Genomic DNA, 22,575 nt, shown 5'->3' with positions numbered 1-22,575 from the left:
TTGCCGCTCGTGAACCGATCCCCCGTGGCATGGTTCGACGAGCAAGCCCAGAACGCTGCTTAGCTAAGCTTTCTCAACCGCGCAACAGGCAAAAAGCGCGCCGCAGCATCGTGTTCCGGCCTTACACTCTCCGAAACGACTATAGGAGCCGCCCGGACGCGCCAATTTACCGCGAAATCCAAGGAAAGTCGATGCTGCGATGCGGTGACGGCCCATTTCCAGAAATCGCAATGTGCGCACAAGTTACGGATTTATGCGATGAATTGCCGCCGTTCGAAGATTGCACCGTCAATCAACCGGCTTTATGCTGTTCATTTCTGCCTTCCAACGAGCTGACCAGGCCGATGTGGCGATTCCCGTGAGGGCGCCGAACTGCTTCAGATCATCGGCATATGTGTCGGCAAGCAAAGCGATGTCGGCCGGTTGTAGCTTCGTGCCATAATCCTGCTCGCGCGCACTGTGGATGATCCTGACTGCGACGGACGGAGCGGAAGTTTGATCCAAAAAGGAGCAGATTTCCGGAATTACAGTGTTTGGCCGGTCACGCAGATCCTCCGACCGTAAGAACAGACACTGCTCCCGCGGAAAATACTTCAGCAGGGAGGAAACCTGCCGACCATAAAAACCTCGCTCAACATAGCTGAACACCCGGTGATGCGACGCTGCTGCGATATTGTCGGGATCCATGCGCGCGCGGCCTTCGCGGATGCACCACTGAAAGGGGCGCGTCTCCTTGCCCTTGGCATATTCCATCTTCCAGTGCGACCAGGCGCGCTGGATGGGGTCTCGGAATAGCAGGATGAAACGCATTGTCGGATTGTAAGCAGCAATCCGCGCGATCGCGTCTGGCCAGTAGATGTAGATTGGCGTCGCCTCGCCCCACATCCGGCCGTCATCGACGAAAAGGTCGTGATAGGGCCCATAATCAGGGTGAACCCAATCGACCCTATCCGCGTCATCGAAGAAATGCGCTTCCTTGACGTCGGGGAGTTGGAGCCCAGGCAAATCGCGCAGATATTCGAACAGCGCCGAGGTGCCGCCCTTCTGGACGCCCGCTACAAGAAACTCGACCTTCCGCGCGCCGCTCATTTCTCGCGCATGGAATCGTGCATCGCGTCGGTGAACGGCTGGATCAGATAGCCCATGATCGAGCGCGAGCCGGTCACTATGGCGACCTGGGCCTGCATGCCCGGGGTCAGCTTCACATTGGGGCCCGCCTTGGCCAGCGCCTCGGGCGTGATCGTCACCTCGGCGATGAAGAAGGACGTGCCGGTCTTCTCGTTGATCCGGGCATCGGCGGAAACCAGAGTAACATGCCCCTCGACCGGCGGGGTCGTGTGGGTGCTGTACGCGGTCAAGGTAACCTGCGCCGGCATGCCGACCTTCACGTCGGCGATGTCCTTGGGCGATACCTCGGCGGTGACGACGAGCTTCGCATTGGCGGGCACGATCTGCATCAGCTGCTGGCCCTGGGTGGCGACGCCGCCCTCCGTGAACTGGCTGAGGTTGAACACATAACCACTCACCGGCGCGCGAATCTCGGTCTGCGCTACCTGAGCGAGCAGGGCGCGAAGTTTGGGCTCGTTCTCGGCCAGCTGATCCTGCGCGGCACGGATGCCGTCGGCTACCTCGGTCTGATGCTTGTTTTCGAGCTGGGCAATCTGCAGCTGGATCTCTCCGATCGACTGGCGCGCGCGCGCCATTTCCGCGGTCATCGATCCGCGCTGGCCACGGATGTTGACCGCATTGCGTTCGAGCGCGAGGCGCCGGGTCTCCGGCGCATAGCCCTGTCGGCTGAGCTCACGAACGTCGCGAAGTTCCTGCTGGATAAGGCCCGTCTGGTCGTCGATCGCCTGCGCCTGCACGCGGAGGCCCGTTAATTGCGTCGCCACCTGCGATGCCTGAGACCGCAGCACCTGCGCCTGGCTGCGGTACAGTAGCGTGCGCGTCTGGAACAGTGAGCGTTGGGTGTCCATCAACGCGGCCACGGCCGGCTCGGCCGAGCGGCTCAGAAGCTGGGGCGGAAAGCTTATGTCACTGGCGTTGGCAGCCTCGGCCTGGAAACGGGCGATATTGGCCAGGGCGCTGTCGACATTGCTTTGATAGACATCGACGCTCGCCTTGCTCTGGGTGTCGTCGAACCGGATCAACACCTGCCCCTTGGCGACGCGCTGTCCTTCGCGGACCAGGATCTGCCGGACGATGCCGCCCTCCAGCCGCCGGATGTCCTTGCTGTTATTCTCGACGCGGACCGTGCCGGGCGCGAGTACCGCGCCGGAGATCGACAGGAAGGCCCAGAGCACCATCGTCAAGACCAACAGGCCGACAACGATCGATCCAGCGATGATCGGACGCTGCAGCGATTTGCGCAGCTGGGCATCGTCGGCCGGATTGCCAGAAACATAGGCGACGGCGGATTCGTCGCTGTCGGCGTCGACCTCGGGTTCCTCGCGTCTCAGGAGGCGGCGGAAATCGGACAGAAGCTTCACGACTTGATCTCCGGGAGGGCCGGGCGCTGATCGCCTTGCAGGGCTTTCAACACTTCTTCGCGCGGTCCATATTTGTTGATCTGGCCATTGCGTAACACCAGCAGCTTATCCGCTCCTGCGAAAATGCTGGGCTTGTGCGAAACCATGACGACCGTTCCGCCGCGCGCCTTTATTCCTTCCAGTGCCTTCAGCAGCGCCGATTCACCTTCAGCATCGAGATTGGCGTTGGGTTCGTCGAGAATGACGACCTTCGGATCGCCGTACAACGTCCGCGCGAGGCCGACGCGCTGGCGCTGGCCAGCGGACAGGGTCACGCCGGATTCGCCCAGGTCGGTCTCATAGCCTTTGGGCAGGCGCAGGATCAGATCATGCGCGCCCGCCGCCTTCGCGGCGCTAACGATATCGGCATCATCCGCATCGAGCAGGAAGCGGCAGATATTATTGCGCACGGTGCCCGCGAACAGCTCAGTATCCTGCGGCTGATAGGCGACATGCCGGCCGAAATCGGCGCGGTCCCAGCTATAGACGTCGGCGCCGTCGAGGCGCACCGTTCCGCTATTGGGTTTCCAGACGCCGCACATCAGCCGCAGCATGGTCGACTTGCCCGCACCCGACGGGCCGATGATGCCGACCATTTCGCCGGGCTGGATCCGCAGGTTGAGGCCGACGAGCACGAGCGACGGCGCGCCCTGTGGCGCGAAGCTGACATTTTCGAAGGTGATCCTGCCGGTCGGCGTCGGCAGCTGAGTTGCGGGCACGGGCGCTTCATATTGGCCGAGGACGTCCTCGAGCCGGCGATAGGCCTCGCGTCCCTCGAACAGCGCCTTCCACGACCCCATGATTCTGTCGATCGGCGCGAGCGCGCGCGCCGAGAGGATCATGTTCGCGAACAGCAGGCCCGGCGCGATGTTGCCCACGATGATCAGATAGGCGCCGAGCCCGATGACGAGGACCTGGATCAGCATGCGCACGAAGCGGATTGCGGAACCGTAGAAGCTGCCCCGCTCGCTTGCGACGATGCCCATCTGCAATGCGATCTGCCGGAAATGCGCCCAGGATGCGCCGAGGCTGGGCAGCATGCCGAGCGCGCGGACGATCTCCGCGTTGCGCAGCGCCGCGTCGGTGAAGGAATAGCTTCGGATCGACGCCTGGCTTTGCGACTTGAGCGCCGTATGCGTCGCGCGATCCTGGAGGAAGGCCAGCAGCAGCAGGATAAGCCCCCCGACAAAGGTCAGCAGGCCGATCCACGGATCGATCACGAACAAAATGCCCAGGAAGACCGGTATCCACGGCACGTCGAGCAGCACCCCGACGGCGTTGCCGGACACGATCGTGCGCACCGTGTCCAGATCGCGCAGCGCCTGAGCGTGCGACCCGCCCTTGCGGCGGACGACGAGGTCAAACAGCGCTGCGAAGGTATGGCTGGCAAGCTTGCGGTCGAAGGCGACGCCGAAATGGATCAGCACCTGCGCCCGGAAATGGTCGAGCAGATTAGACACCATGAAGACAATCGCGACGCCGACGGTCAGGACCATAAGCGTCGCCCCGCTATGGCTGGTCAGCACCCGGCTGTAGATCTGGTTGGTGTAGATCGGCAGCGCCAGATAAAGGAGGTTGCTGGCCAGGCTGAACAGCGCGGCGAACATGAAGGACCGCTTGCCTAGCGCCAGTGCTTCCGAGAGCCGCGTCGTCTCTTTCTTGGATGAGCCGGTTTTCATGGGGGCGAAATAGATCCTGGATGGGCCGATGGCCGGTAGGCCGCCGAGCGCGTGCGTCTTATCAGATGGCGACGAGGCGGCGAAAGATTTTCATCGCGGCGGCTTTTCGTCGCCCGGAGCGGTTTCGTAATGCTGCACCGATGGTGGCAGTTTGCCCGCCTCGCGCAGAGGGCTCTGCGTGATCGGCACAAGGGGTGCGTCGGTAAACTGCTTTCCCGGCGTCGGCGGCAGCGCCGAAGAACCGGTCGGTTTCGGCTGGGCATTGCCGCGCAGATCGGGCTTGCGCTTCGAGTTGACGGGCGCCGCGCCGATATGGTCGATCAGGATCATCGCCGGATCGGTCGGGAACAAGCCCCGCCAGCGTACCTTCTTGAATTCGGCTTCGGGATCCTTGGCGGGAATCGCCGAATTGACGGTGCGGGCGTCGAGCCGGCCCATGGCGAGCAGCAGCGCGGCCCGCGCGATATATTCCTGATAGCGGCTCGACAACAGATTGAGCTGCGCGCTGGCCAGCTCCTGTTCGGAATTCAGCACTTCGGTCGGGCTGCGCAGGCCATAGCCTTCCTCGCGCTGCATGCCCGCAAAGGCGATCTGCGTGGCTTCGACCTGACGCGTGCCCGAGGTGACGGCCACTCGCGCGGAAGCAAGTTGATTCCATGCAAGAACCACATCTTGCAACGCTTGGCGCCGCTCGCCGTCGACAACCGCCTGGGCGGCATTATTCTGGTCCTGCGCCTGGCGGATACGCGAGCGTATCGCGCCGCCCTGCCACAGAGGCTGAGTGATCGTGACCTGGGCAAGCACCTCGGTAGTATAGTCGCGGAAGCTGGGATCGCGGAGATCTCCGGTTTTTCCCGCCTGAGCGGAGATCACCGCGCTCGGCCGCTGGCCGCCACGCTGCTCGGCGATGTTGGCGCGCGTCGCCATTTCCGCGTGGCGGGCCGCCAGGAGATTGGCGTTCTCCGCATCGGCGATCGCGAATGCCTCGTCTATCGATGTGGGCAGGCCGGGCAGCTCGGGCAGAGGAGCCAGTTCGCCGGGCTCATGACCGACGACCTGAAGATATTCACCGCGGCTGATCGATAGCTGTGCCACCGCATTGGCGATCTGGACCTCGCCGGAGGCGAGCCGGGCATCGGCCTGCGCGACATCGGTAAGGGTGACGTCGCGGACCTTGCGGCGTGTCCGTCTCGCGTCGAGCTGATCGCGCAATACCTGAACATTCTCGCGCGACACCGCGAGGCGATACTGGTCGCGCAGTACGGCGGCATAGGCGGCAATGACGTTCTGGACGATCTGCCCCTCGACGCGGCGGAGCTGCTCCTCGCTGGCGTGGACATTTGCGCGCGCTTCCTCGAGTGCGCCCCGCACCCGGCCGCCGCTATAGACCTGCTGCCGCAGGTTTAACGTAGCGTCACCTATCTTATCGCTGGTCACCCTGTCGAAGGTACTGGTGATCCGCGTCTTGGAATAATCATAGGTCGCCGTGGCGCTGACCGAGAGGCTCGGCCCATATTGGGCGCGCGTCTGGACATAATTTTCGTTGACGCTCTTTTGGCGGTAACGCTGTTCGGTCAGCGTTGGATTGCTCGCATAGGCAGACGCCACAGCATCCATCAGCGTCTCCGCAAAGGCCGGCGCGGGGGCGAGCATCACCGTCGCCGCGCTAAGCAGCAGCGCCCAGCGGCGCGCGCCGAGGCGATTTGCCTTGATGGTGATAGGATCGATGGTGAATATCATCCAGTTCGCCGCCCCATATACCGACAGCTCCTGCGAGGCATGCCTATCATGCCGACCGGGCCCATAGCCACCTGTGCGCGGCTGTCAATTACGATCCGCTCCTTGCTGGGGGCTTAACGGCTTGCGCTCAAAGCGCTCTTCTTCCTAAGAGACCGCACCATTGTGCCGCGTGCCGCGGCCGTTTCCAATCAGGATCCGTCGCATGTTTCTGGCTATTTCGTCATATCGTCCGGCATGGTAGCGAGATTGGCATGACGGGGGGATTTTGGCGACGGCGGGCGATGAGAAGCGCCCTTTCCAAGGCGAACGCAGCCCGCGACGTCGGCGATTGGCGGGCCGCGGGGAAACATTATCGCCGCTTCCTACGCCATCGCCCCGATGATTTCGCGATCTGGGTACAGCTTGGCCACATGATGGCGGAAAGCGGCGACAGCGCGGCGGCCGATCAGGCCTATCGTGCGGCTTATGACCTCAATCCCCGCAACGCCGATCTCGCCTTGTGCCGTGGGCATCTCGCTCGCCGCATGGGGGACGTCGCGCAGGCGATCGTCCTGTATCGAGAGAGCCTCGCGCTGGATGGCAACGATCATGCGGCGGCCGCGCTGGCTGAGCTTACGTCGCCGGGCTTTGAAATTGACGGAGTTTCCCCGCAACGGTGCGGCGGCGTGCTGCAGGGCTGGTTTGGCCGCGATGTATCAGGTGTTCTGTTCGGCGATGGCGATGATAGTGCCTGGGTCGAGTTTCGCGTCGGCGAGCGGCTGGTAGGGCAGGCGGTTGCCGAAGCGGACGATGATGGCGCGCTTGTTTTCCGTGCGACGCTGGATGTCGATCTCGGCGACAATGGCGAAGGCGTCGAGGTCGTGGCGCGGCGCATGCCGGATGGCGTGGAGCTCGAAGCATCACCCGTCCTGCTCTTCCCGCCGTCGCGCCATCCCACCGACCATCCGGTCGCCTGGGGCGTGCCCTGTGAGGTGGTCAAGCCGCTGACCCTGCCGGTGGACAGCGAGATCGTTCTGTTCGTCACCCACTCGCGCAGCGGCAAGATCAAGCCGCACGTCCTGCCTTATCTGCGGGCATTGAAGGCTCAGGGCCTCGGCATCTTCCTCATCGCGGCCGTCGATCGGCCTGTCGATCTGCCCGCCGACCTGATCGCCTTGACCGATGCGTTGATCGTCCGGCGCAACGCCGGCTATGATTTCGGCGCGTGGAGCCATGCGTTCAAGCTTCATCCGCGGCTTTATGGCGCGGCGACGCTCTACCTGGTCAACGACAGCGTGTTTCCCGCCACCCGCGACGCCCGGATCGGCGCGATCGTCGATCGGATACGCGCGAGCAAGGCCGACCTGATCGGACTGACTGAGAGCCATGAATGGCGCTGGCATGTCCAGAGCTACTTCCTGGCCATCAAGCCGCGGCTGCTCGCGTCGCGTGGCTTCCACGGCTTCATGGACGATCTGCGGATGCTCACCCGCAAGGACCATGTGATCCGCGCCTATGAGGTGCGGCTTGGCGAGATGGCGGAGCGCGACGGCTTTGACGTCGAGATATTGTTCCCCAGCGCGACTGCGATCAATCCGGCCCTGTTCGGCTGGCGTCAGCTGATCACCGACGGGTTGCCCTTGGTGAAGCTGCTGCTGCTGCACGGTGAGTTCAAGCAGGCCGATATCGAAGGCTGGCAGGCTGTGCTGGCCGATGCCGGCTTCGATGTCGCCCTTGCCGAGGCTACGCTGACCGCGGCGGCGGAGACGGGCCCCGTCGACGATGGCGGACGGCTGATCGCCCGGCGATTGCCGGGCGAGACGCAGGCCGGCGCGCCGTTGCGGATATCCTTCTTCGGGCCGTGGAATTACGACAATGGGCTGGGCCATGCCAGCCGGGGAATCATCGGCGCGATCCGCCGCACCGGGGCACTGGTCAATCTCCATCCGATCAAGCAGCCTTTCCATATCCACAAACCGCTGGCGCCGCCGGTCGACATCCTCGATTTCGAAGGCCGCGCCGATATCGCGGTGGTCCACCTCAATCCCGACAGCTGGCATCTGCTGACCGACTGGCAGCGCGGTTCGATCGCCGAAGCGGGGCGGCGGATCGGCTATTGGGTCTGGGAGATGGGGCATATTCCGCCGGCCTGGCGGCGTAATTTCGTCGCGGTCGACCGGATATGGGCGCCTAGCCGCTATTGCGCGGATCTGTTCGCGGCGCAGGGCGAGGCGCCCGTGGACGTCGTTCCCCATGTCGTGCCCCTTTCCGAACCGCGGCCGCTGGATCGCGCCCGGGCATTGGCGCGGCTGGGTCTGCCCGCCGATCGTCGCACCATTCTCTATATATTCGACGGGTCGAGCTATCTGGTGCGCAAGAATCCTGCGGCGCTGGTCCGTGCTTTCTCGGCATCGGGACTGGCCGCGCGCGGCTGGTCGCTGATACTGAAGACCAAGCATCTCAACGACCGTCCCGAAGAAGGCGCGGCGTTCCATGCGCTGGCGGAGGAAACCGAAGGCGTGGTGCTGATCGATCGCGCTATGGCCGCCGACGAACTGGCTGATCTCACCGCGCTCGCCGATCTCTATGCTTCGCCGCATTGCTCCGAAGGCTTCGGCCTGACGATCGCCGAGGCGATGGCGGCGGGCAAGCCGGTCGTCGCGACCGATTTCGGGGGCAGCCGCGACTTCCTCGACGCGAATGTCGGCTGGCCGGTCAAATGGCATGCGTGGCGGCTCGATCAGGATTTCGGCCATTATACCGAGGGCGGCCAGTGGGCGCGGATCGACGAGCCGGCGCTCAGCGCGACGCTGATCCGGGCGGCCGACTCGATCGAGGCCGGGGACGGCGCGAAGGGGCGCGACGCGCGTGAGCGGATCGGCGAGCTGTTGTCGCATGAGGCGGTCGCGGCAAAGGTTGCGGCAAGCTTTGCCGCGGTTGTCGAGACGCCGGCCGATGCGGGCGGCGTGCATATCCCGGCCAACCTGTCTGCAGGGGTGCCGGTGGAACGCGCAGTGCTCGGCCCTGCGTTGAGCATCGTTGCGCTGGCCCCGGATGGCGCCCTGGACATCGCGTTGCCCGAAGACCTGCCCACCAGCCGCGATCAGTGGATCGTGCTCGCGCCGCGGGGGGCGATATTGGCGCCGCTGTTCGAGCGCGCCTGGCGTGACGCCGCCGAGACGCGGCCCGATGTCGGCATCTTCTATGGCGATGATTTCGCCGCGAACGCGGACCGTGGGCTCGACCAGCTCCGGCTCAAGCCTGCTTTCGATCTGACCCTTCTTGCCGCGCAGGACTATATCGGCGCGCCGCTGATCATCCGCGCTTCGCTGCTCTCCGAACTCGGCCTGCGGGTCGAAACCGGCGCTGCGCTGCTCGATGATCTGCTGCTGCGCGCGCATCATGCGGGCGTGTCGATCGAGCGGATTCCGCAGGTGTTGCTGGCCTATCCCGACGCGCGCCCACGCATCGACCCGGCGGTGCGCAAGGCCATGCTCGAAAGCCAGCCGCTGTTCGCCCATTATCGCTTCTCGGCGGGCCGGGCGGCAGGCAGCTGGGCGCAGTGGCGCGATTTTGGCCGGAACTTCCCGGCCGTATCGCTGATCGTGCCAACGCGGCGCAGCAAGTTGCCGGGCGCTCGCTCCACTTATGTCGAGCGCTTGCTCAAGGCGATCGCCAAGGCCGACTGGCCGATGGATCGGCTGACGGTGATCGTCGGGGACGACGTCGCCGGTGAGCCCGCCTGGGCGAAGCAGGCCTGGCCCTTTGCGCTGCGGCGGATCGAGACGCTGCGCGGCGAGGATGAGCCGTTCAACTATGCGGCGAAGATGAACCTGCTGTGGCGGGCCGCCGGAACCGAGCAGATCGTGCTGATGAACGACGACCTGTTGCCGGGCGATGCGGGCTGGCTGAAGGCGCTGGTCGGCTTCGCGATGGATGAGACGGTTGGCGGAGTCGGCGGAAGACTGCTCTATGCCGATGGCCGGCTCCAGCATGCCGGAATCGCCCCGATCCATGGCGCGATCGCGCATGCGTGGGCGGGGCGAGTCAAGGCTGGCGGTACCTATCAGGATTGGGCGCTGGTCCAGCGCCAATGGTCGATGGTGACGGGCGCGCTGTTCGCGACTCGCCGCTCGCTGCTGGAAGAGATTGACGGCTTCGACGAGCGGTTCACGCTAGAGTTCAACGACATCGATATGTGTCTGCGGCTGCGCGCGCTGGGCTACCGTATCATCTGCACGCCTGAGGCCGAGATGACCCATGCTGAAAAGGCGTCACGCGGCGAAACGCCGGTGGCGGGCGATCAATATGCGCTGTTCCACCAGCGCTGGATCCGTTGGCTCAACGACGATCCCTCCTGGCACCCCGGGCTGCGCCGCGACGTTTTCGAGGTGACGCCCGCCGATGATCCCGGCGCCTGGTACCGCTGAGCGCCCGCGCATTTCGGACTAGGCTCACGCGGGTGCAGCGGCTAACCGGACGCTATGGTGATGCAATTGCCGCCCCGTTTCGACGCCGATCACTATCTGGCGGTCAATCCCGATCTCGCCATCTCGCGCGATGAGGCGGCCGATCACTATGTCCGCACCGGCCGTGCCGAGGGACGGGTGGCGTCGCCCATGGCGCTGCGCGAGAATCTCATCGGGCTGATCGACGATGGCCGCTCGGTCCTGGAGATCGGTCCCTTCTGCGATCCGTTGTTGCGCGGTCCCAATATCGCCTATCTCGATGTCCTCGATGCCGAGCAGCTGCGCGCGCGCGCGGTCAAGATCGGCAAGGATCCTGCGCGATGCCCCGCATGGATTGATTATGTCGGTGGGCTCGAACAGGTCAGCCGCCGCTTCGACGGGGTGATCAGCAGCCATGCGATCGAGCATAACCCCGATCTGGTCCAGCACCTCGAGCAGGTCGAGCGCATTTTGGAGCCCGATGGCCTGTTCTGCCTGATCATTCCCGACAAACGCTATTGTTTCGACCATTATATGGCCGAAAGCACGATCGCCGACGTCATTCAGGCGCATCGCGAACGGCGGGGCGTCCATAATATCGCCAGCGTGATCGAGCATGTGGCGCTTACCACCCACAATGTGCCGGCGCGCCACTGGGCGGGCGACCACGGGCTGGCCGTACCGGCAAACCGGATCGAGCGGCTGCGCAACGCGATCAGCGCCTATGATATGAGCGGCGGTAACTATATCGACGTCCACGCCTGGTATTTCACGCCCGACAGCTTCCGCGGCATCATCGAGGCGCTCGGCGCACTCGATCTTACGGGGTTCGAGCTGGCGGGCCTCTATGACCCTGCCCGCGATCGCAACGAGTTCTGCGCGGTGCTGCGGCTCAACGCTGCGGCCAGCGAGCGGGCGCGGCACCGGGCGGCGGGCAATGACGTCATCGTCCTCCAGACCGCCGACGCCGACCGCTACGCGCCGATGCTGGCGACGACCGCGCCCAACGTCCGCGAATATTGCCGCCGCCATTGCCTCGGCTATGAAAGCTTCGTCGGGATCAAGCGCGGCTTCCATCCGTGGCAGGCCACCTTCAACCGCATTCCAATGCTGGCCGAACTGGTTGAACGCGGCTTCACCGGCTGGGCGCTCTATCTCGATGCCGACGCCTGGATCCAGGATCTCGACTTCGATCTTCCAGCATACCTCGCCGACAAACAGGATCGCGCGGCGATCTTCGCGACGTCGGGTGTCACCGGCGAACCGTGGGATGTGAATGCCGGCGTGGCGCTGATCAATCTCGGTCATCCGCTCGGCCGCGAACTGGTGGCGCAATGGGCGGCAGGGTTCGCCGGGCACAGCGATGACGATCTGCGCGCTGGCGACGAGTGGTTCGGCGGCGGGAATGACCAGGATCTGCTGCATCAGATATTGCAGCGGGATTCGGCGATAGCCGGCGCGGTGCTGGTCGAACAGATGTCCTTCCTCAACGGGCCGCATGCCCGTTTCATTCGACAGCAACTAAGGGCCTTGTCGCCTAGCCTGGAGGATCGGCTCCGCACCCTGTCGGAAGCCGTGACCGACGTTTTCCGCCGCGACGGCCGGGTCGCCGTCATGCAGCCTTCGACCGAGGATGATCGCTGGTCGGCGCGGTTCGCGCATAGCGACCTGCGGCAACCTTTGTTGATGGAGGCGCCCGTTCCCGTCGCCCGGATCGATATTCTGCCGGCGGTAATGTCGGCATGGGCCAGGGCTTCCGGACCGGCGAGTGAGGGAGCGGTCTGGGACGGTTTTACCGATGCGCTGACGCGGCAGGACGCGAACATGGCCGCCGCCCGCCTAGCCGGGCTTGGCCGTGCCGATTTCGCCCAGGGCTTTCTCGGCGGCGCGCGCCAGCATGAGCGCGCGCGCGATCGTGGCTTCGCCGATCGTCTGGCCCGCTGGACCTACGACAAGCTGCTCTCGCTGTCCGAAGCGGTCGGCGCGGTCAGACTGGAAAATCCGGAAAACGGATCGTGGGGCGGGAACCCACGGATCGATCCGGCGCGCCTGTTCGGCGATGTCGAGGCGGCGCTGGGCATCGACCTCACCCCGCCGGCGTCGATCGGCGGTCATCTCGGCATCGACGTGGGCGGCGGACGGATCGTCCATATGCGGATGCTCGATGCGATCCATGCGGCCTGGCGTCTGCGCCAGATGGCCGACGCGCTCGGTCTGGGCGGGCAAGCGAGCATCGCAGAGATCGGCGGGGGCGCGGGGCTGACCGCCTATTATGCTGCTACGCTGGGCGTGAGCCGGTACTGGCTGTTCGATACGCCCGTGATGAGCGCCGTCCAGGCTTATGTGCTGCAGGATGTGACCACTGCCACCGCGGTCGGCTCGATCGATGCGCTTGCCGGGATCGAGCCTGGCTCGATCGACATCCTGTTCAACACGGATACGTTGCCCAGTATAGAGCGTTGCATCGCCACCAATATACTGCGCGACGCTCGGCGGATCGGTGTGCACCACATGTTGAGCATCAATTCCGAGGCCGAGCTGCCGGGAAGGACGGCAGTCGCCGAGCTGGTGCGGGATGCGCACGGCTATCGGCTGGCGTCCCGCCATCGCCACTGGCTGCGCACCGGCTATGTCGAAGAACATTATATCGGAATTGGCGAGGATAACGGCTGATGGGGTTGCTCTTTTCAACCGCACGGCTGCACTGTCGATCACGCATTTGGGAGTTAGGCATGAATATTGGTGAGGGCGTTCTCTGGGCGTATCGGCTGATCCTGAATCGGGATCCTTCAACCGAGGAGCGGCGCGCCGGCGAGAGTTCGTTCACCGATCCGCAGGCATTGCGTCGGAATTTGCGAACATCGCGCGAATTTGCGCTCCTCCTGGATCGAGCGGGCGAGATTTTCGAACCCGAATACCCGATAGACTGGCGAGAGGGGGTGCTGTGGGGGTTTCGACTGCTATTGCGCAGGGAGCCGAGCGAGGCTGAACTCGAGCATAACCTGCTTTCTGACGATAAGGTCAACAATCTTCGCTTGCGCATCTGTGGCACGCGTGAGTTCGAAACGGGCTCGCCGGGTTCCAGTGCGCTCACCGATTTCGCGATCATAAATGCCTTCGCGCCCTTTCCAGAGAGTGGTGCGGTCGATGGCGCGTTTCGTGACATGTTCGGCGCAACTACGAAGGTAGATTATCTGGATCGCGGCTGGCACCGGCTGGCCGGCTATGTGTTTAAGAGCGTCCCCCGAGACCGTGAACCGAGCCTGCATGGCACTTCCGAATGGGTCGGCACTCTACGCAGTGTGCTCGAAGCCGGCGACCGATTCACGGCGATGGAGCTGGGGGCGGGATGGGCGCCATGGTTGGTCGCTTCGGAGCGCGCCGCCCGCTTGCGCGGTATCGAGGATATCGATCTGACCGGCGTGGAAGCTTCCGCGGAGCACCATGGCTTTATGCTAGATAATTTCCGCAATAACGGTCTCAATCCTGAAAGGCATAGCCTGCACCATGCGGTGGTCGGTGCGGACGATGGCATAGCGTCCTTTCCTCGTCTTCCGGTGGCGACTGACGACTATGGCGCCAATGCGGTGTTCGGCGAAGCCGAGCGTGATGCCGCCGCGATGCGGGGGGAATTGGAAGAGATACGATGCCTGTCGATAAAAACCCTGTTGGCGGGCAAAGACCGGGTCGACGTGATCCACATCGACATACAAGGGCATGAAGAGGCGGTATTAGCCGCGGGAATTGATCATCTGAACGCCAAGGTCCGGCGGCTAGTGATCGGCACTCACTCACGCAGCATCGAGGGGCATCTCTTTGATCTGCTCCATGATAATGAGTGGGTCTGCGAATCCGAAGTTCCGTGCATCCTACGCGCAACGATGGACGGACGGCGGGTGTTGTTCGTCGACGGCGAACAGGTATGGCGTAACGACAGGCTGTCAGGCGTGATGGGACGATGAGCGACGCCGAGGAAGACGTCCGTGCCGCTTATCGGTGGATACTGGGGCGCGATGCCGATTCCGGCGGGCTCGATCATTATGCGGAACGCCTGCGATCGGGTAAGCTGATCTGGCCCGACCTCCGTAGGGCTCTGCTCGAGAGCCCGGAATTCACGCAGGGAAAAGCGAGCTATGTTGCAGTCGACATCGGTAACGATCTGAAAGCGGTTGTCGATCCGCAGGAGCCGGAGTTCGGAAGGCACATCGCGGCAGGGGGAGGCTGGGAACCGCATATCGTCGATGCGATCCGATCAAACCTCGCGCTCGGGCAGACCTTCGTGGATGTTGGCGGCAATGTTGGTATCATGTCGTTCAACGCCGCCGCTGTGGTGGGGCCCACGGGTAAGGTCGTTGCGTTCGAGCCCAATCCGCAAAATGTCTCGGCATTTCGTCGAGGTGTCATTGCCAATGAATTCGCGAACGTCACGTTATTCCCGCTGGCTTTGTCGGATCACCGGCACATGATCGGTCTGACCAGCGCGTCCAACGCGAAGGTGCTGGGTGATGCGCTCGCGACCCAAGCCGCAGAGGTCATCCAGGCTATTCCAGCAGATGAGATATTGCAGTATGAGCAGCGGCTGGATCTGATCAAAATCGATATCGAAGGCTATGAGCTGCCGGCTTTGAAGGGCATGCGGCAGGCGCTGGCGTGCCATAAGCCGAAGGTTCTGTGTGAGTTTAACCCGCTATGCCTCAATGCGCAGGGCGGGATCGATGCACGGACACTGGCGGACTTCATCTATGACCTTACGGACATAGTCGAACTGGTCGAGCATGATGGTGGCCGCACCAAAGTCCGGTCGGCCGCAAGTCTCATGGCATTATGGCAGGAGCGCGATAAAGCCGCTACGTTCGCTGGCCACCTGCCGTCCGGCTGGGTGCATTTCGATTTATTGTTCCAAATTCAATGAGCCCGCGCCTTGGGAAGGGAGCCGCGTAACGATGACGAACATCGATAGCCGAGGTGACGCCTTTCGTCATTATTATGACGATATTTCTTCCGCCTGGGGCGGCCATTCGGGAGGAGGCTCGATTCCTTATTGGACGATCGAATATCGGGCCTTCATCGAGCGCTTTATCGCGTTGAATAACATTAGGTCGATCGTCGACATCGGTTGCGGCGATTGGCAGTTCAGTCGGTTGCTCAACCTGTCCGGCGTGCGCTACCACGGTTTCGATGTGGTCGAGGGTGTGGTCGAGAGAAATCGCCGGCTCTATGCCTCGGACAATGTCTCGTTCGATATGATGCCGCAGGATTTCAACGAGGTTCCGCAGGCGGACCTGCTGATCATGAAGGATGTCCTGCAGCACTTGTCCAATGCGGACGTGTTCGTGCATCGTGATCGGCTGTTCAACCGTTATCCGATGTGCTTGATTACCAATTCTTATCGGAAGCTGAAGCATCATAATTACGACCTGTCGACGACCGACTTCACCACGGGCCATAATTACGACATCGTCCCTGGGGACTTCAGATGTCTCGATCTGAATGCAGAACCGTTCAGTTTAGGCGGAGCCTATGTCCTAGAGTTCTCCAGTCCACTGTTCGAGCAGATCCGTACGCTACTTTATATGCCTCGGGACCTAGGAAAGAGCGGCTCGTAAGGTCAAGCCATTACCGTCGTTTGAGGCGATATTCTTCGCTATCCAGCAGCGCGCTGACCACGATGGGGGTGCCGCGCGTAAGGCCTTGCGCTGCTATGAGGTCCGAATAGCCACGGCTGCCGGAGTCGGGATCACGTCCTAATATAATGCGATAAAGATCAGCGACCATCTGCTGCTCAGCGCTGGACCCGGCGTGCATGCCTTGGCCATGAAGCACTTCGTTGACCGCCACCTCGATTGTTTCGGTGCGCGTATCGATGTTGCCGTCCAGCGAGTTAAGGAACTGGCGGATGAACCGGGCGTCGTGATGGTTGAAGAGCTTGGCATCTTCAAACAGGACGGCGTCTCGCAATACCGGATCCTCGTTAAGCGCCTTGTACAACAGGATTTGGTCGTTCTCGTCGTCCCACACCGTTTCTAGCGAGCGTAGACTATCCTCTGCGATTGCCATGAAGCGCCGCTTCCATTCACCGATTAGCGAGCGCCCGGCCGGATGACCCAGATTGAAAAGCAGCACGCCGGAGTTGATGTGCCAAGGGACCATCTCGCCGGGGATTGTCGCCATGACTGCCGATCTATCCTGCTTGTCGGCCAGATAGGTGTGCAGGTCGAAGTCGAGATCATACACATAGGCATCGGCGTCCATATACAGCGCCCAGCCGCGATTGCCGCGTGCGATCATCTCATCGAGCAACATGATGCGATTGAACGCCGCATGAGCCCCCCGGAAGCCCCTCTTGATACCCGTGAAGCTCTCATAAACGAAGCCGTGCCGGCGTGCATATTCAATGGCGGTTCGCGACGTCGCTCGCAGCATCCGGCTATATTTGAATGCATCTGACGTCTGCAAGATCGTCAAATCCATTCCCATCCTCCTACTTCGACCGCTTTGAATGTGGTCCGGTCAGCCGGTTCAGAGCGAATGCTCGCGGACGCCGGCCACCAATAGCCAGCCGATGCCATAAGCGATCATCAGCGACAGGAAGAGGGTCAGCAGGATCTTGCCGCGCTCCGGATATTCTGATTTCACGGGTAGGTTCGGGTCGACCACGCGGACGATGTAAAGCTGCTGCTTCATCGCGGTATCGCGCGCCTTTTCCAGGTTGGCGGCGGCGACTTCGTAGCGCTTGGCGGCGAACTGCTGGCGGATCTGGAGATCCTGATAGTTGCCCAGCCGCGCCGCGATCGCTCCGCCGCCGTTGGTAAGCTTGCCCGTCTGTCCGGCGACCTGTGCCTCGAGCGCGCGGACACGCGCCGCGGTAGCCACATATTGGGGACTGCTGGGCGTAATAATGCCTTGCATCGCATTGAGTTGCGCACGCGCATTCGTCAGCTGGGCTTGCAGGGTCGTGACGAGGCCGAGCTGCGCCGTGCCCGAGCGCTCCGGATCAAGGTCGCCACGTTCCTGACGGAAGACGGTCAGCTTGCTTTGGACGTCGAGCAGGCCTTGCTCGGCTTCGGCAAGCTGCCGGCGAGCGGTCTTAAGCGCATCCGTCTGGCTGCGGCGGTTGAGCAGGTTCACGCGCTCCTCGCCCATGGCGAGCAACTGATTAATGACCGTGTAGCTGTCTTCGGGCCGGAACGTGCGGACGCGAAGCGTCGTGATGCCCGTCTCCTGATTGAAGCGCACATCCACCTTCTTGCGGTAATAGCGCATGAGCATTTCCGGCGTAGGCTCCGCGAACCATAGCCGAGTAGCGATATCAGCTTCCGGACGGCGAAGGCGCTCTACCAGATTAGTGCGCTGATTGAGAAGATTCACCGCTTGCTGCGAATCGAGATAGTCGTTGACGCTCATCGCTTCGCTACGGGATTGCGAAGCTCCGCCACCCAAACCCAACAGCTGGCTGAAACCGCCTGATGGCATCGGTGCGCTGTCAGCCGTGCGCACGATAAAATGCGCTTCCGACTGATATTGGTCGGACGCGAGCAGATAATAATAGATCGCCACCAGCAGCGTCGGCAACAGCACCAGCAACACGAACCACTTGTTGCGATAGGCCCAGCCACGCAGCTTGTCCGTCCAAAGCTCGCCGGCTGCATCTTGGCTAGATTGGGGTTTGATGATTCCGTGCATCGAATATCCGAATAGAGCTGGCGGGGTCTTAGTTCAGGTGAATGCGATTGCGAACCCGGCGAAGCGCGATCAAGCCGGCATAGGTGAAAAAGGCGCAGTTGGCGATGAGGTAGCCGGGAAACAGATGTTTGTCCGACGCCATTTCGAACATGCCGTAGCGGACGATCTCGAATACGTTGACCAGAGGGAACCAGTCGGCGGCTTTCTGGATGCTGACGGGTAACCACTCGACGGCAAAAAAGGCACCCGATAGGGGCATCATGAAATAGGAGATCGGGTGGACCAGTCGCCCTATAGTGGGCCTGTCGAACGCCAGCGCGGTGACGTTCAGACCCCAGGCGAACGATATCCAGATCATCCCCGCAACGCCTGCCATCGCCCAAAGCGGCCGCGCCGGCAGTTCGGCGAACCCCAGCAGGATGATGATGGTATATAGCAATATGAAGGTGGTTACGCAGCCGACGCTTTCGACAACTACCCGCGATATGGAGACGTTTAGCACCGATACCATGCGGTGGTATAGCAGCGGAAGGCTGCTTTCCAGAATGCTCTCGGCCCGGTTGAAGATGCCGCGGAAGATGATGAAGATGCAATAACCGACAAGCGAAAAAGCGACCGGCGGCATCGTCGATCCGACATGTCCGGGCTGAAAGGCGTGCAGTGCGCCGATCACCGTCGCCAGCATCATCGGCTCACCGATCATCCACAGATAACCGATATTGTTGCGGCCAAAGCGGGTATGCAACTCGCGCAGCACCAGAGCGCCGATCACGTCGAGCTGGAGCGTCAGTTGGTGATAGAAGCCCGGTCGCGGCGCGGTTGTCATGCGCAGGCGTCCCGACTCAGGTCGATATCTGTGATCAGCTTCAGCACGGTTTCGATATGCCCTTGCCAGCTTGGCGGCGTCCAGTCCCGAAGCCGCTCGATCTGCTGCTCGCGCGGTCGTGGGTCGTTCGAGCTATAGTCCATGATCGCCCTGATCCACTCCGGTCCATCCAACGGATCGATGAAGTCGGGGACGGAACCGCCGGCCTCACGCAAGGCGGGTAGATCGCTGCAGATCACCGGCGTCCCGCACAGGAGCGCCTCTGTCACCGGCATGCCGAATCCTTCCGCGAAGGAGGGGCATAGCAGCGCGCGGGCGCTCCGCAAGAGCGTGCCCACCATCGGGTCGGACAGCCCTGAAAATTCATGGATATGCCCCTGGATCGCGGTGCAGCGTTCGAGCATGTCGACGACATTCTCATTTTCCCAGCCGCGCCGCCCGATAATCGCGAGATGCGGCGTGCGCTCCGGCCCGATTGTCTCGATCATTCGCCGCCAGATGTTGAGCAAAAGAAGATGGTTCTTGCGTGGCTCGACCGTACTCAGCACGACGAAATAGGGCTGCGGGATCGGCGATGGGTCTTCGCCTTGGGGCAGCGGGTCGGCGCCGAGATGAGCGACGCGGATCAGCGGCTCTGCTCCGGAGCCGGCGAGGAATCGCTCCATTGACTGCGCGGTCGATCCGCTGTTGGCGATCAGCCCGATGGCGAGTTCGGCCATGGTGTTCATCCGACGGACATGTTTTTCCGCGCCATCGGGGCGGGCATATTCAGGGAATTCTATCGGGATCAGGTCATGGACCAGCGCGATGAACCGGGCGTCTTCGGTGCGTAGCTTCGCATAGACCCGGTCGGCATTATCGAGGTGATGAGGCGACGCCTGGACATAATAGCGCCGCGCGCCATCGGCGGAGGGCACCCGCCGCGGGCGAAGGCGCATCAGTGTCCGCGCGGCGGCGCACAGCATCGCGGGACGGGACGACGCGGCCTGGTTCGCCCAGCGTGCTTCGGTCTCGTCGAGAAAGCGGACGACGGTCTCGCGCGGCAGCCGGCCATAGAAACCGAATGGATTGACCGCAGCGAAATGCAGCCGATCGGGCACCAGCGACAACAGGGTGCGGGCATAGACGAGCTCGACCCGGTCGATCCCGGTCGGCATCGCATGCAGCGTGCGCGACAGCAGCCGCGACAGATCGAGGATGATCTCCGCACCGGCCGGCAGCAATGACGATGAAGCGGCGTCCGCCGGCTCGGTCAACATGCGCGGTCCTTATCGCGGATGGTTCGCGCCGTCACCTGTCGCGGAAGGCGTCGAGCCAGTCCAGTCGGCCCAGGGCTACGGCCTCGGCAAAATCCTGGCGGGTGGCGATGTCCTCTATCGCGTGGAGGAAGAAGCCCGACACGAAATAGGTGATCGCCGGGCCATCCCCGGCTGGCGGGGCTTCGAACCGGATCCGTAGCTCATGGCTCGCTCCGGCCGCATCGACGGTGAAGGTGGTCCAGCTGCGCTGACCTTTGCGGATCTCACCGCCCTGTTCGATATCGCCGCTGCGTAGCGACCACAGAGCGTCGGCATGCTCGTCGCCGACCAGTTCGACCAGGATGCGTAGCGCCTTGTGGGGCCCATCGATCCGCATGAGCAACTCGCCGCCTTCGCGCCGGACCCGGCATCCGCGATTGTCGGGCCAATACCAGCCGAGATCCGCTCGGAAGCCCTCCCCGGTGCGCATGCCCCGCCAGATGCGCGTGGATTCGTTGCGGGCGATTGCATGCCAGGCGCCGATCTTCGCGGTCAGCGGCGGGAGAGGGGCGATAGCCGATCCTACATCGCGCGTAGCGAAGCGATCGAGTTCGTCGGCGATCTGGTGGGCGAGGTCGCTCCAGGCACGGGGGCGGAATTCGGCGCGTATCCGGCTTTCCAGCGCGGCGCGATATTCCGCATCGAGTATCAGTCGCTCGGCTGCATCGGCCAGCGCCGGGGCCGATCCGGCGGGAACATAGACGGCGAAATCGCCACCAGCTTCGGGCAGCGACGCCGCGTCCGAAATCAGCGGCACCTTGCCGCAACACAGCGACTCCGTGACCGGCAGGCCCCAGCCTTCATAGGTGCTCGGATAGACGGTGAAACGACAGGTCCGGTAGAGCAGCGACAATTCCTCGTCGGACAGCCGCGAGAGCATCGAAACCTTGGCGGCCAGCACCGGATCGTTCGCCAGTCGCTGATAGATGCGGTCGTTCAACCAGCCGCGATTGCCGACGCAGACGAGTTGCGGGACAGCATCCGGCCCATGGCGCGCGATCAGATCGGCCCAGGCGTCGAACGCGATCAGATGGCCTTTTCGCGATTCGATCGTCGACACGAACAACACGAAGCCATCGGGGCGAAGCTGCCAGCGGTCGAGCGCCGCATCGGGCAGTTCGGTGGCGCCGGGCTTGCGAAAATCGGTGTCGAGCGGGATCACCGCGACGTCGTCGGGGGCGAGTTCATGGCCGAGGGTGGCGGCTACCGTCAGCAGGTCTTTCTTCGTCGCCTGCGAGTTCACCAGGAAATGGTCGGCATGGTCGAACACGCCAATCACCCAACTGATGAAATCCTGGGTCAGGCCGCGCGTGCAATGTTCGGGGGTCATGATCGGGATCATGTCATGGACGAAGGGGATATAGCGTATCCCCCTGGTCGCTTTCGCATGGCGCACGAACAGGAAATAATTTTGCAGCCACCAGCTGGTGCCGAGGTTGATCAGCGACGCACCGTGCGGGAATTCGAAGGCATGGGTCAGCGACAGGAATAGCCGCAGCCCCGCCACCGCGTCGGTCCACTCGGGATCGAAGCGGTCGCCGCCAGCGACGCTCAGCCGCGCGATCGCGCGCATCCGGCCTAGCGGGAGCTCCAGCCATTCCTCGCGGCCGTCGATGAAGCAGCACAGCCGGATCTCGCGCCCGTCGGCCCGCGACAGCGCGCCTTCGATCGTTTCCAGCTGGACCCGCTGAATGCCGGTGGGCAGCCGGGCATTGGCATAATAGCCGATCAGGTCGGAGATATCGAAGACCAGCGCGGGACGCGGATCGCCTGAGGTCGCGGCGGGCGGCGGTGACGTCATGTCATGGGTGACGACGTCGCGGATCTGGCTCAGCAGCCGTGCCTCTCCCTTGGCGGGGGGCAGCTCGGCAAAGGCGCTGGCGAGCAGGTCTATCAGACCGGCGCGACCTGCATCGCCTTGCTGCGCGAGCAGGCGAAGCAGTTCGTCATTCTCGCCTGCGGTCTGCTCGCCGCTGTGGAGCGCCTTGAGGAAATGGACGATCGCGAGCTCGATCCGGTTGAGCATCTTGTGAAGGTGCGCGAGGAAGATATGCGTTTCCCCGAGGTCGGGACGGCGCGCGGCGGCCGCGCCATAGGCCTCGATCGCGCCGGTCAGGTCGCCCTGCTCCTTGAGCGCATGGCCGAGCTGGATCCAGATATGAGCCATATCTGGATCGGCGCTCACCGCGGTCCGATAGGCTTCGGCCGCGGCGGGCCAGTCGCGCCGGCCGCGCGCCGCATCGCCAAGCCGCGCCGCCTTGCGCGCCGGGGTATCGGGACGCGGGAACAGGAAGGCGAAGATACGCCGGGAGAATCGCAGGATTTTGCGCATCAGGCGGAAGCCGCCCTGCATTGCTTACAGGTCATCGTCCAACAGTCTTGAAAGTCCCCGAC

The 22,575-nt window shown here is 63.0% G+C and carries 14 protein-coding genes; 5 read left to right on the top strand and 9 right to left on the bottom strand.

The genetic code is table 11. From position 1 onward, the window contains the following. Nucleotides 1-288 precede the first annotated feature (288 nt). The 4 genes from WP12_RS05715 to WP12_RS05700 all read right to left on the bottom strand — a co-directional run bounded on the left by WP12_RS05715 (nt 289) and on the right by WP12_RS05700 (nt 5,947). Entirely contained in the window at nt 289-1,089 is an 801-nt protein-coding gene (locus WP12_RS05715; RefSeq protein ID WP_046192793.1) for a sulfotransferase domain-containing protein, read from the bottom strand. Next, the gene (locus tag WP12_RS05710; protein ID WP_046192792.1) at nt 1,086-2,489 is read right to left on the bottom strand and encodes an HlyD family type I secretion periplasmic adaptor subunit; all 1,404 of its coding nucleotides are present in this window, start codon (nt 2,487-2,489) and stop codon (nt 1,086-1,088) included. The genes WP12_RS05715 and WP12_RS05710 overlap by 4 nt, the downstream gene beginning before the upstream one ends. Continuing rightward, nucleotides 2,486-4,207 carry a type I secretion system permease/ATPase gene (locus WP12_RS05705; RefSeq protein WP_046192791.1) on the bottom strand — a complete coding sequence of 574 codons (1,722 nt, stop codon included), beginning with the start codon at nt 4,205-4,207 and terminating at the stop codon, nt 2,486-2,488. Before WP12_RS05705 ends, WP12_RS05710 begins: the two co-directional genes overlap by 4 nt. A 90-nt stretch (nt 4,208-4,297) precedes the next feature. Further along, nucleotides 4,298-5,947, bottom strand: a complete 1,650-nt coding sequence (locus WP12_RS05700; protein WP_052730235.1) for a TolC family outer membrane protein — start codon at nt 5,945-5,947, stop codon at nt 4,298-4,300. A 281-nt stretch (nt 5,948-6,228) separates the two neighbouring features. Between WP12_RS05700 and WP12_RS23375 the strand changes: the two genes are divergently transcribed. The 5 genes from WP12_RS23375 to WP12_RS05665 are packed head-to-tail and all read left to right on the top strand — an operon-like array spanning nt 6,229 to nt 15,980. Then, complete coding sequence (locus WP12_RS23375; RefSeq protein WP_052730233.1) at nt 6,229-10,356, top strand: glycosyltransferase; 4,128 nt, start codon at nt 6,229-6,231, stop codon at nt 10,354-10,356. Nucleotides 10,357-10,416: 60 nt separating this feature from the next. After that, nucleotides 10,417-13,047: a class I SAM-dependent methyltransferase gene (locus WP12_RS23370; RefSeq protein ID WP_235398983.1), complete on the top strand. Its 2,631-nt coding sequence runs from the start codon at nt 10,417-10,419 to the stop codon at nt 13,045-13,047. Nucleotides 13,048-13,106: 59 nt separating this feature from the next. Continuing rightward, nucleotides 13,107-14,336, top strand: coding sequence for an FkbM family methyltransferase (locus WP12_RS05675; protein WP_046192790.1), 1,230 nt, complete (start codon nt 13,107-13,109; stop codon nt 14,334-14,336). Next, on the top strand, nt 14,333-15,286 hold the full coding sequence (locus tag WP12_RS23365; RefSeq protein WP_052730231.1) for an FkbM family methyltransferase: 954 nt from the start codon (nt 14,333-14,335) through the stop codon (nt 15,284-15,286). The genes WP12_RS05675 and WP12_RS23365 overlap by 4 nt, the downstream gene beginning before the upstream one ends. A 31-nt stretch (nt 15,287-15,317) precedes the next feature. Beyond that, nucleotides 15,318-15,980: a class I SAM-dependent methyltransferase gene (locus WP12_RS05665; RefSeq protein WP_052730230.1), complete on the top strand. Its 663-nt coding sequence runs from the start codon at nt 15,318-15,320 to the stop codon at nt 15,978-15,980. A gap of 10 nt (nt 15,981-15,990) precedes the next feature. On the opposite strand, the gene WP12_RS05660 is transcribed toward WP12_RS05665, so the two are convergent. Genes WP12_RS05660 through WP12_RS05640 form a run of 5 tightly spaced genes read right to left on the bottom strand, consistent with a single transcriptional unit; the run spans nt 15,991 to nt 22,513 of the window. After that, nucleotides 15,991-16,845 (bottom strand): hypothetical protein, encoded by an 855-nt coding sequence (locus WP12_RS05660; RefSeq protein ID WP_046192789.1) that lies wholly within the window; start codon nt 16,843-16,845, stop codon nt 15,991-15,993. Between the two features lie 48 nt (nt 16,846-16,893). After that, complete coding sequence (locus WP12_RS05655) at nt 16,894-18,057, bottom strand: LPS biosynthesis protein (RefSeq protein ID WP_046192788.1); 1,164 nt, start codon at nt 18,055-18,057, stop codon at nt 16,894-16,896. A gap of 28 nt (nt 18,058-18,085) precedes the next feature. Then, nucleotides 18,086-18,883: an ABC transporter permease gene (locus WP12_RS05650; RefSeq protein ID WP_046192787.1), complete on the bottom strand. Its 798-nt coding sequence runs from the start codon at nt 18,881-18,883 to the stop codon at nt 18,086-18,088. Next, nucleotides 18,880-20,142, bottom strand: coding sequence for a glycosyltransferase family 4 protein (locus tag WP12_RS05645; protein WP_046192786.1), 1,263 nt, complete (start codon nt 20,140-20,142; stop codon nt 18,880-18,882). Before WP12_RS05645 ends, WP12_RS05650 begins: the two co-directional genes overlap by 4 nt. A gap of 31 nt (nt 20,143-20,173) precedes the next feature. Next, nucleotides 20,174-22,513, bottom strand: a complete 2,340-nt coding sequence (locus tag WP12_RS05640) for a glycosyltransferase (RefSeq protein WP_046192858.1) — start codon at nt 22,511-22,513, stop codon at nt 20,174-20,176. Nucleotides 22,514-22,575 lie beyond the last annotated feature (62 nt).

This window comes from Sphingomonas sp. SRS2, assembly GCF_000971055.1.
Classification (GTDB): domain Bacteria; phylum Pseudomonadota; class Alphaproteobacteria; order Sphingomonadales; family Sphingomonadaceae; genus Rhizorhabdus.
This window is presented reverse-complemented; position numbering and strand designations above follow the sequence as displayed.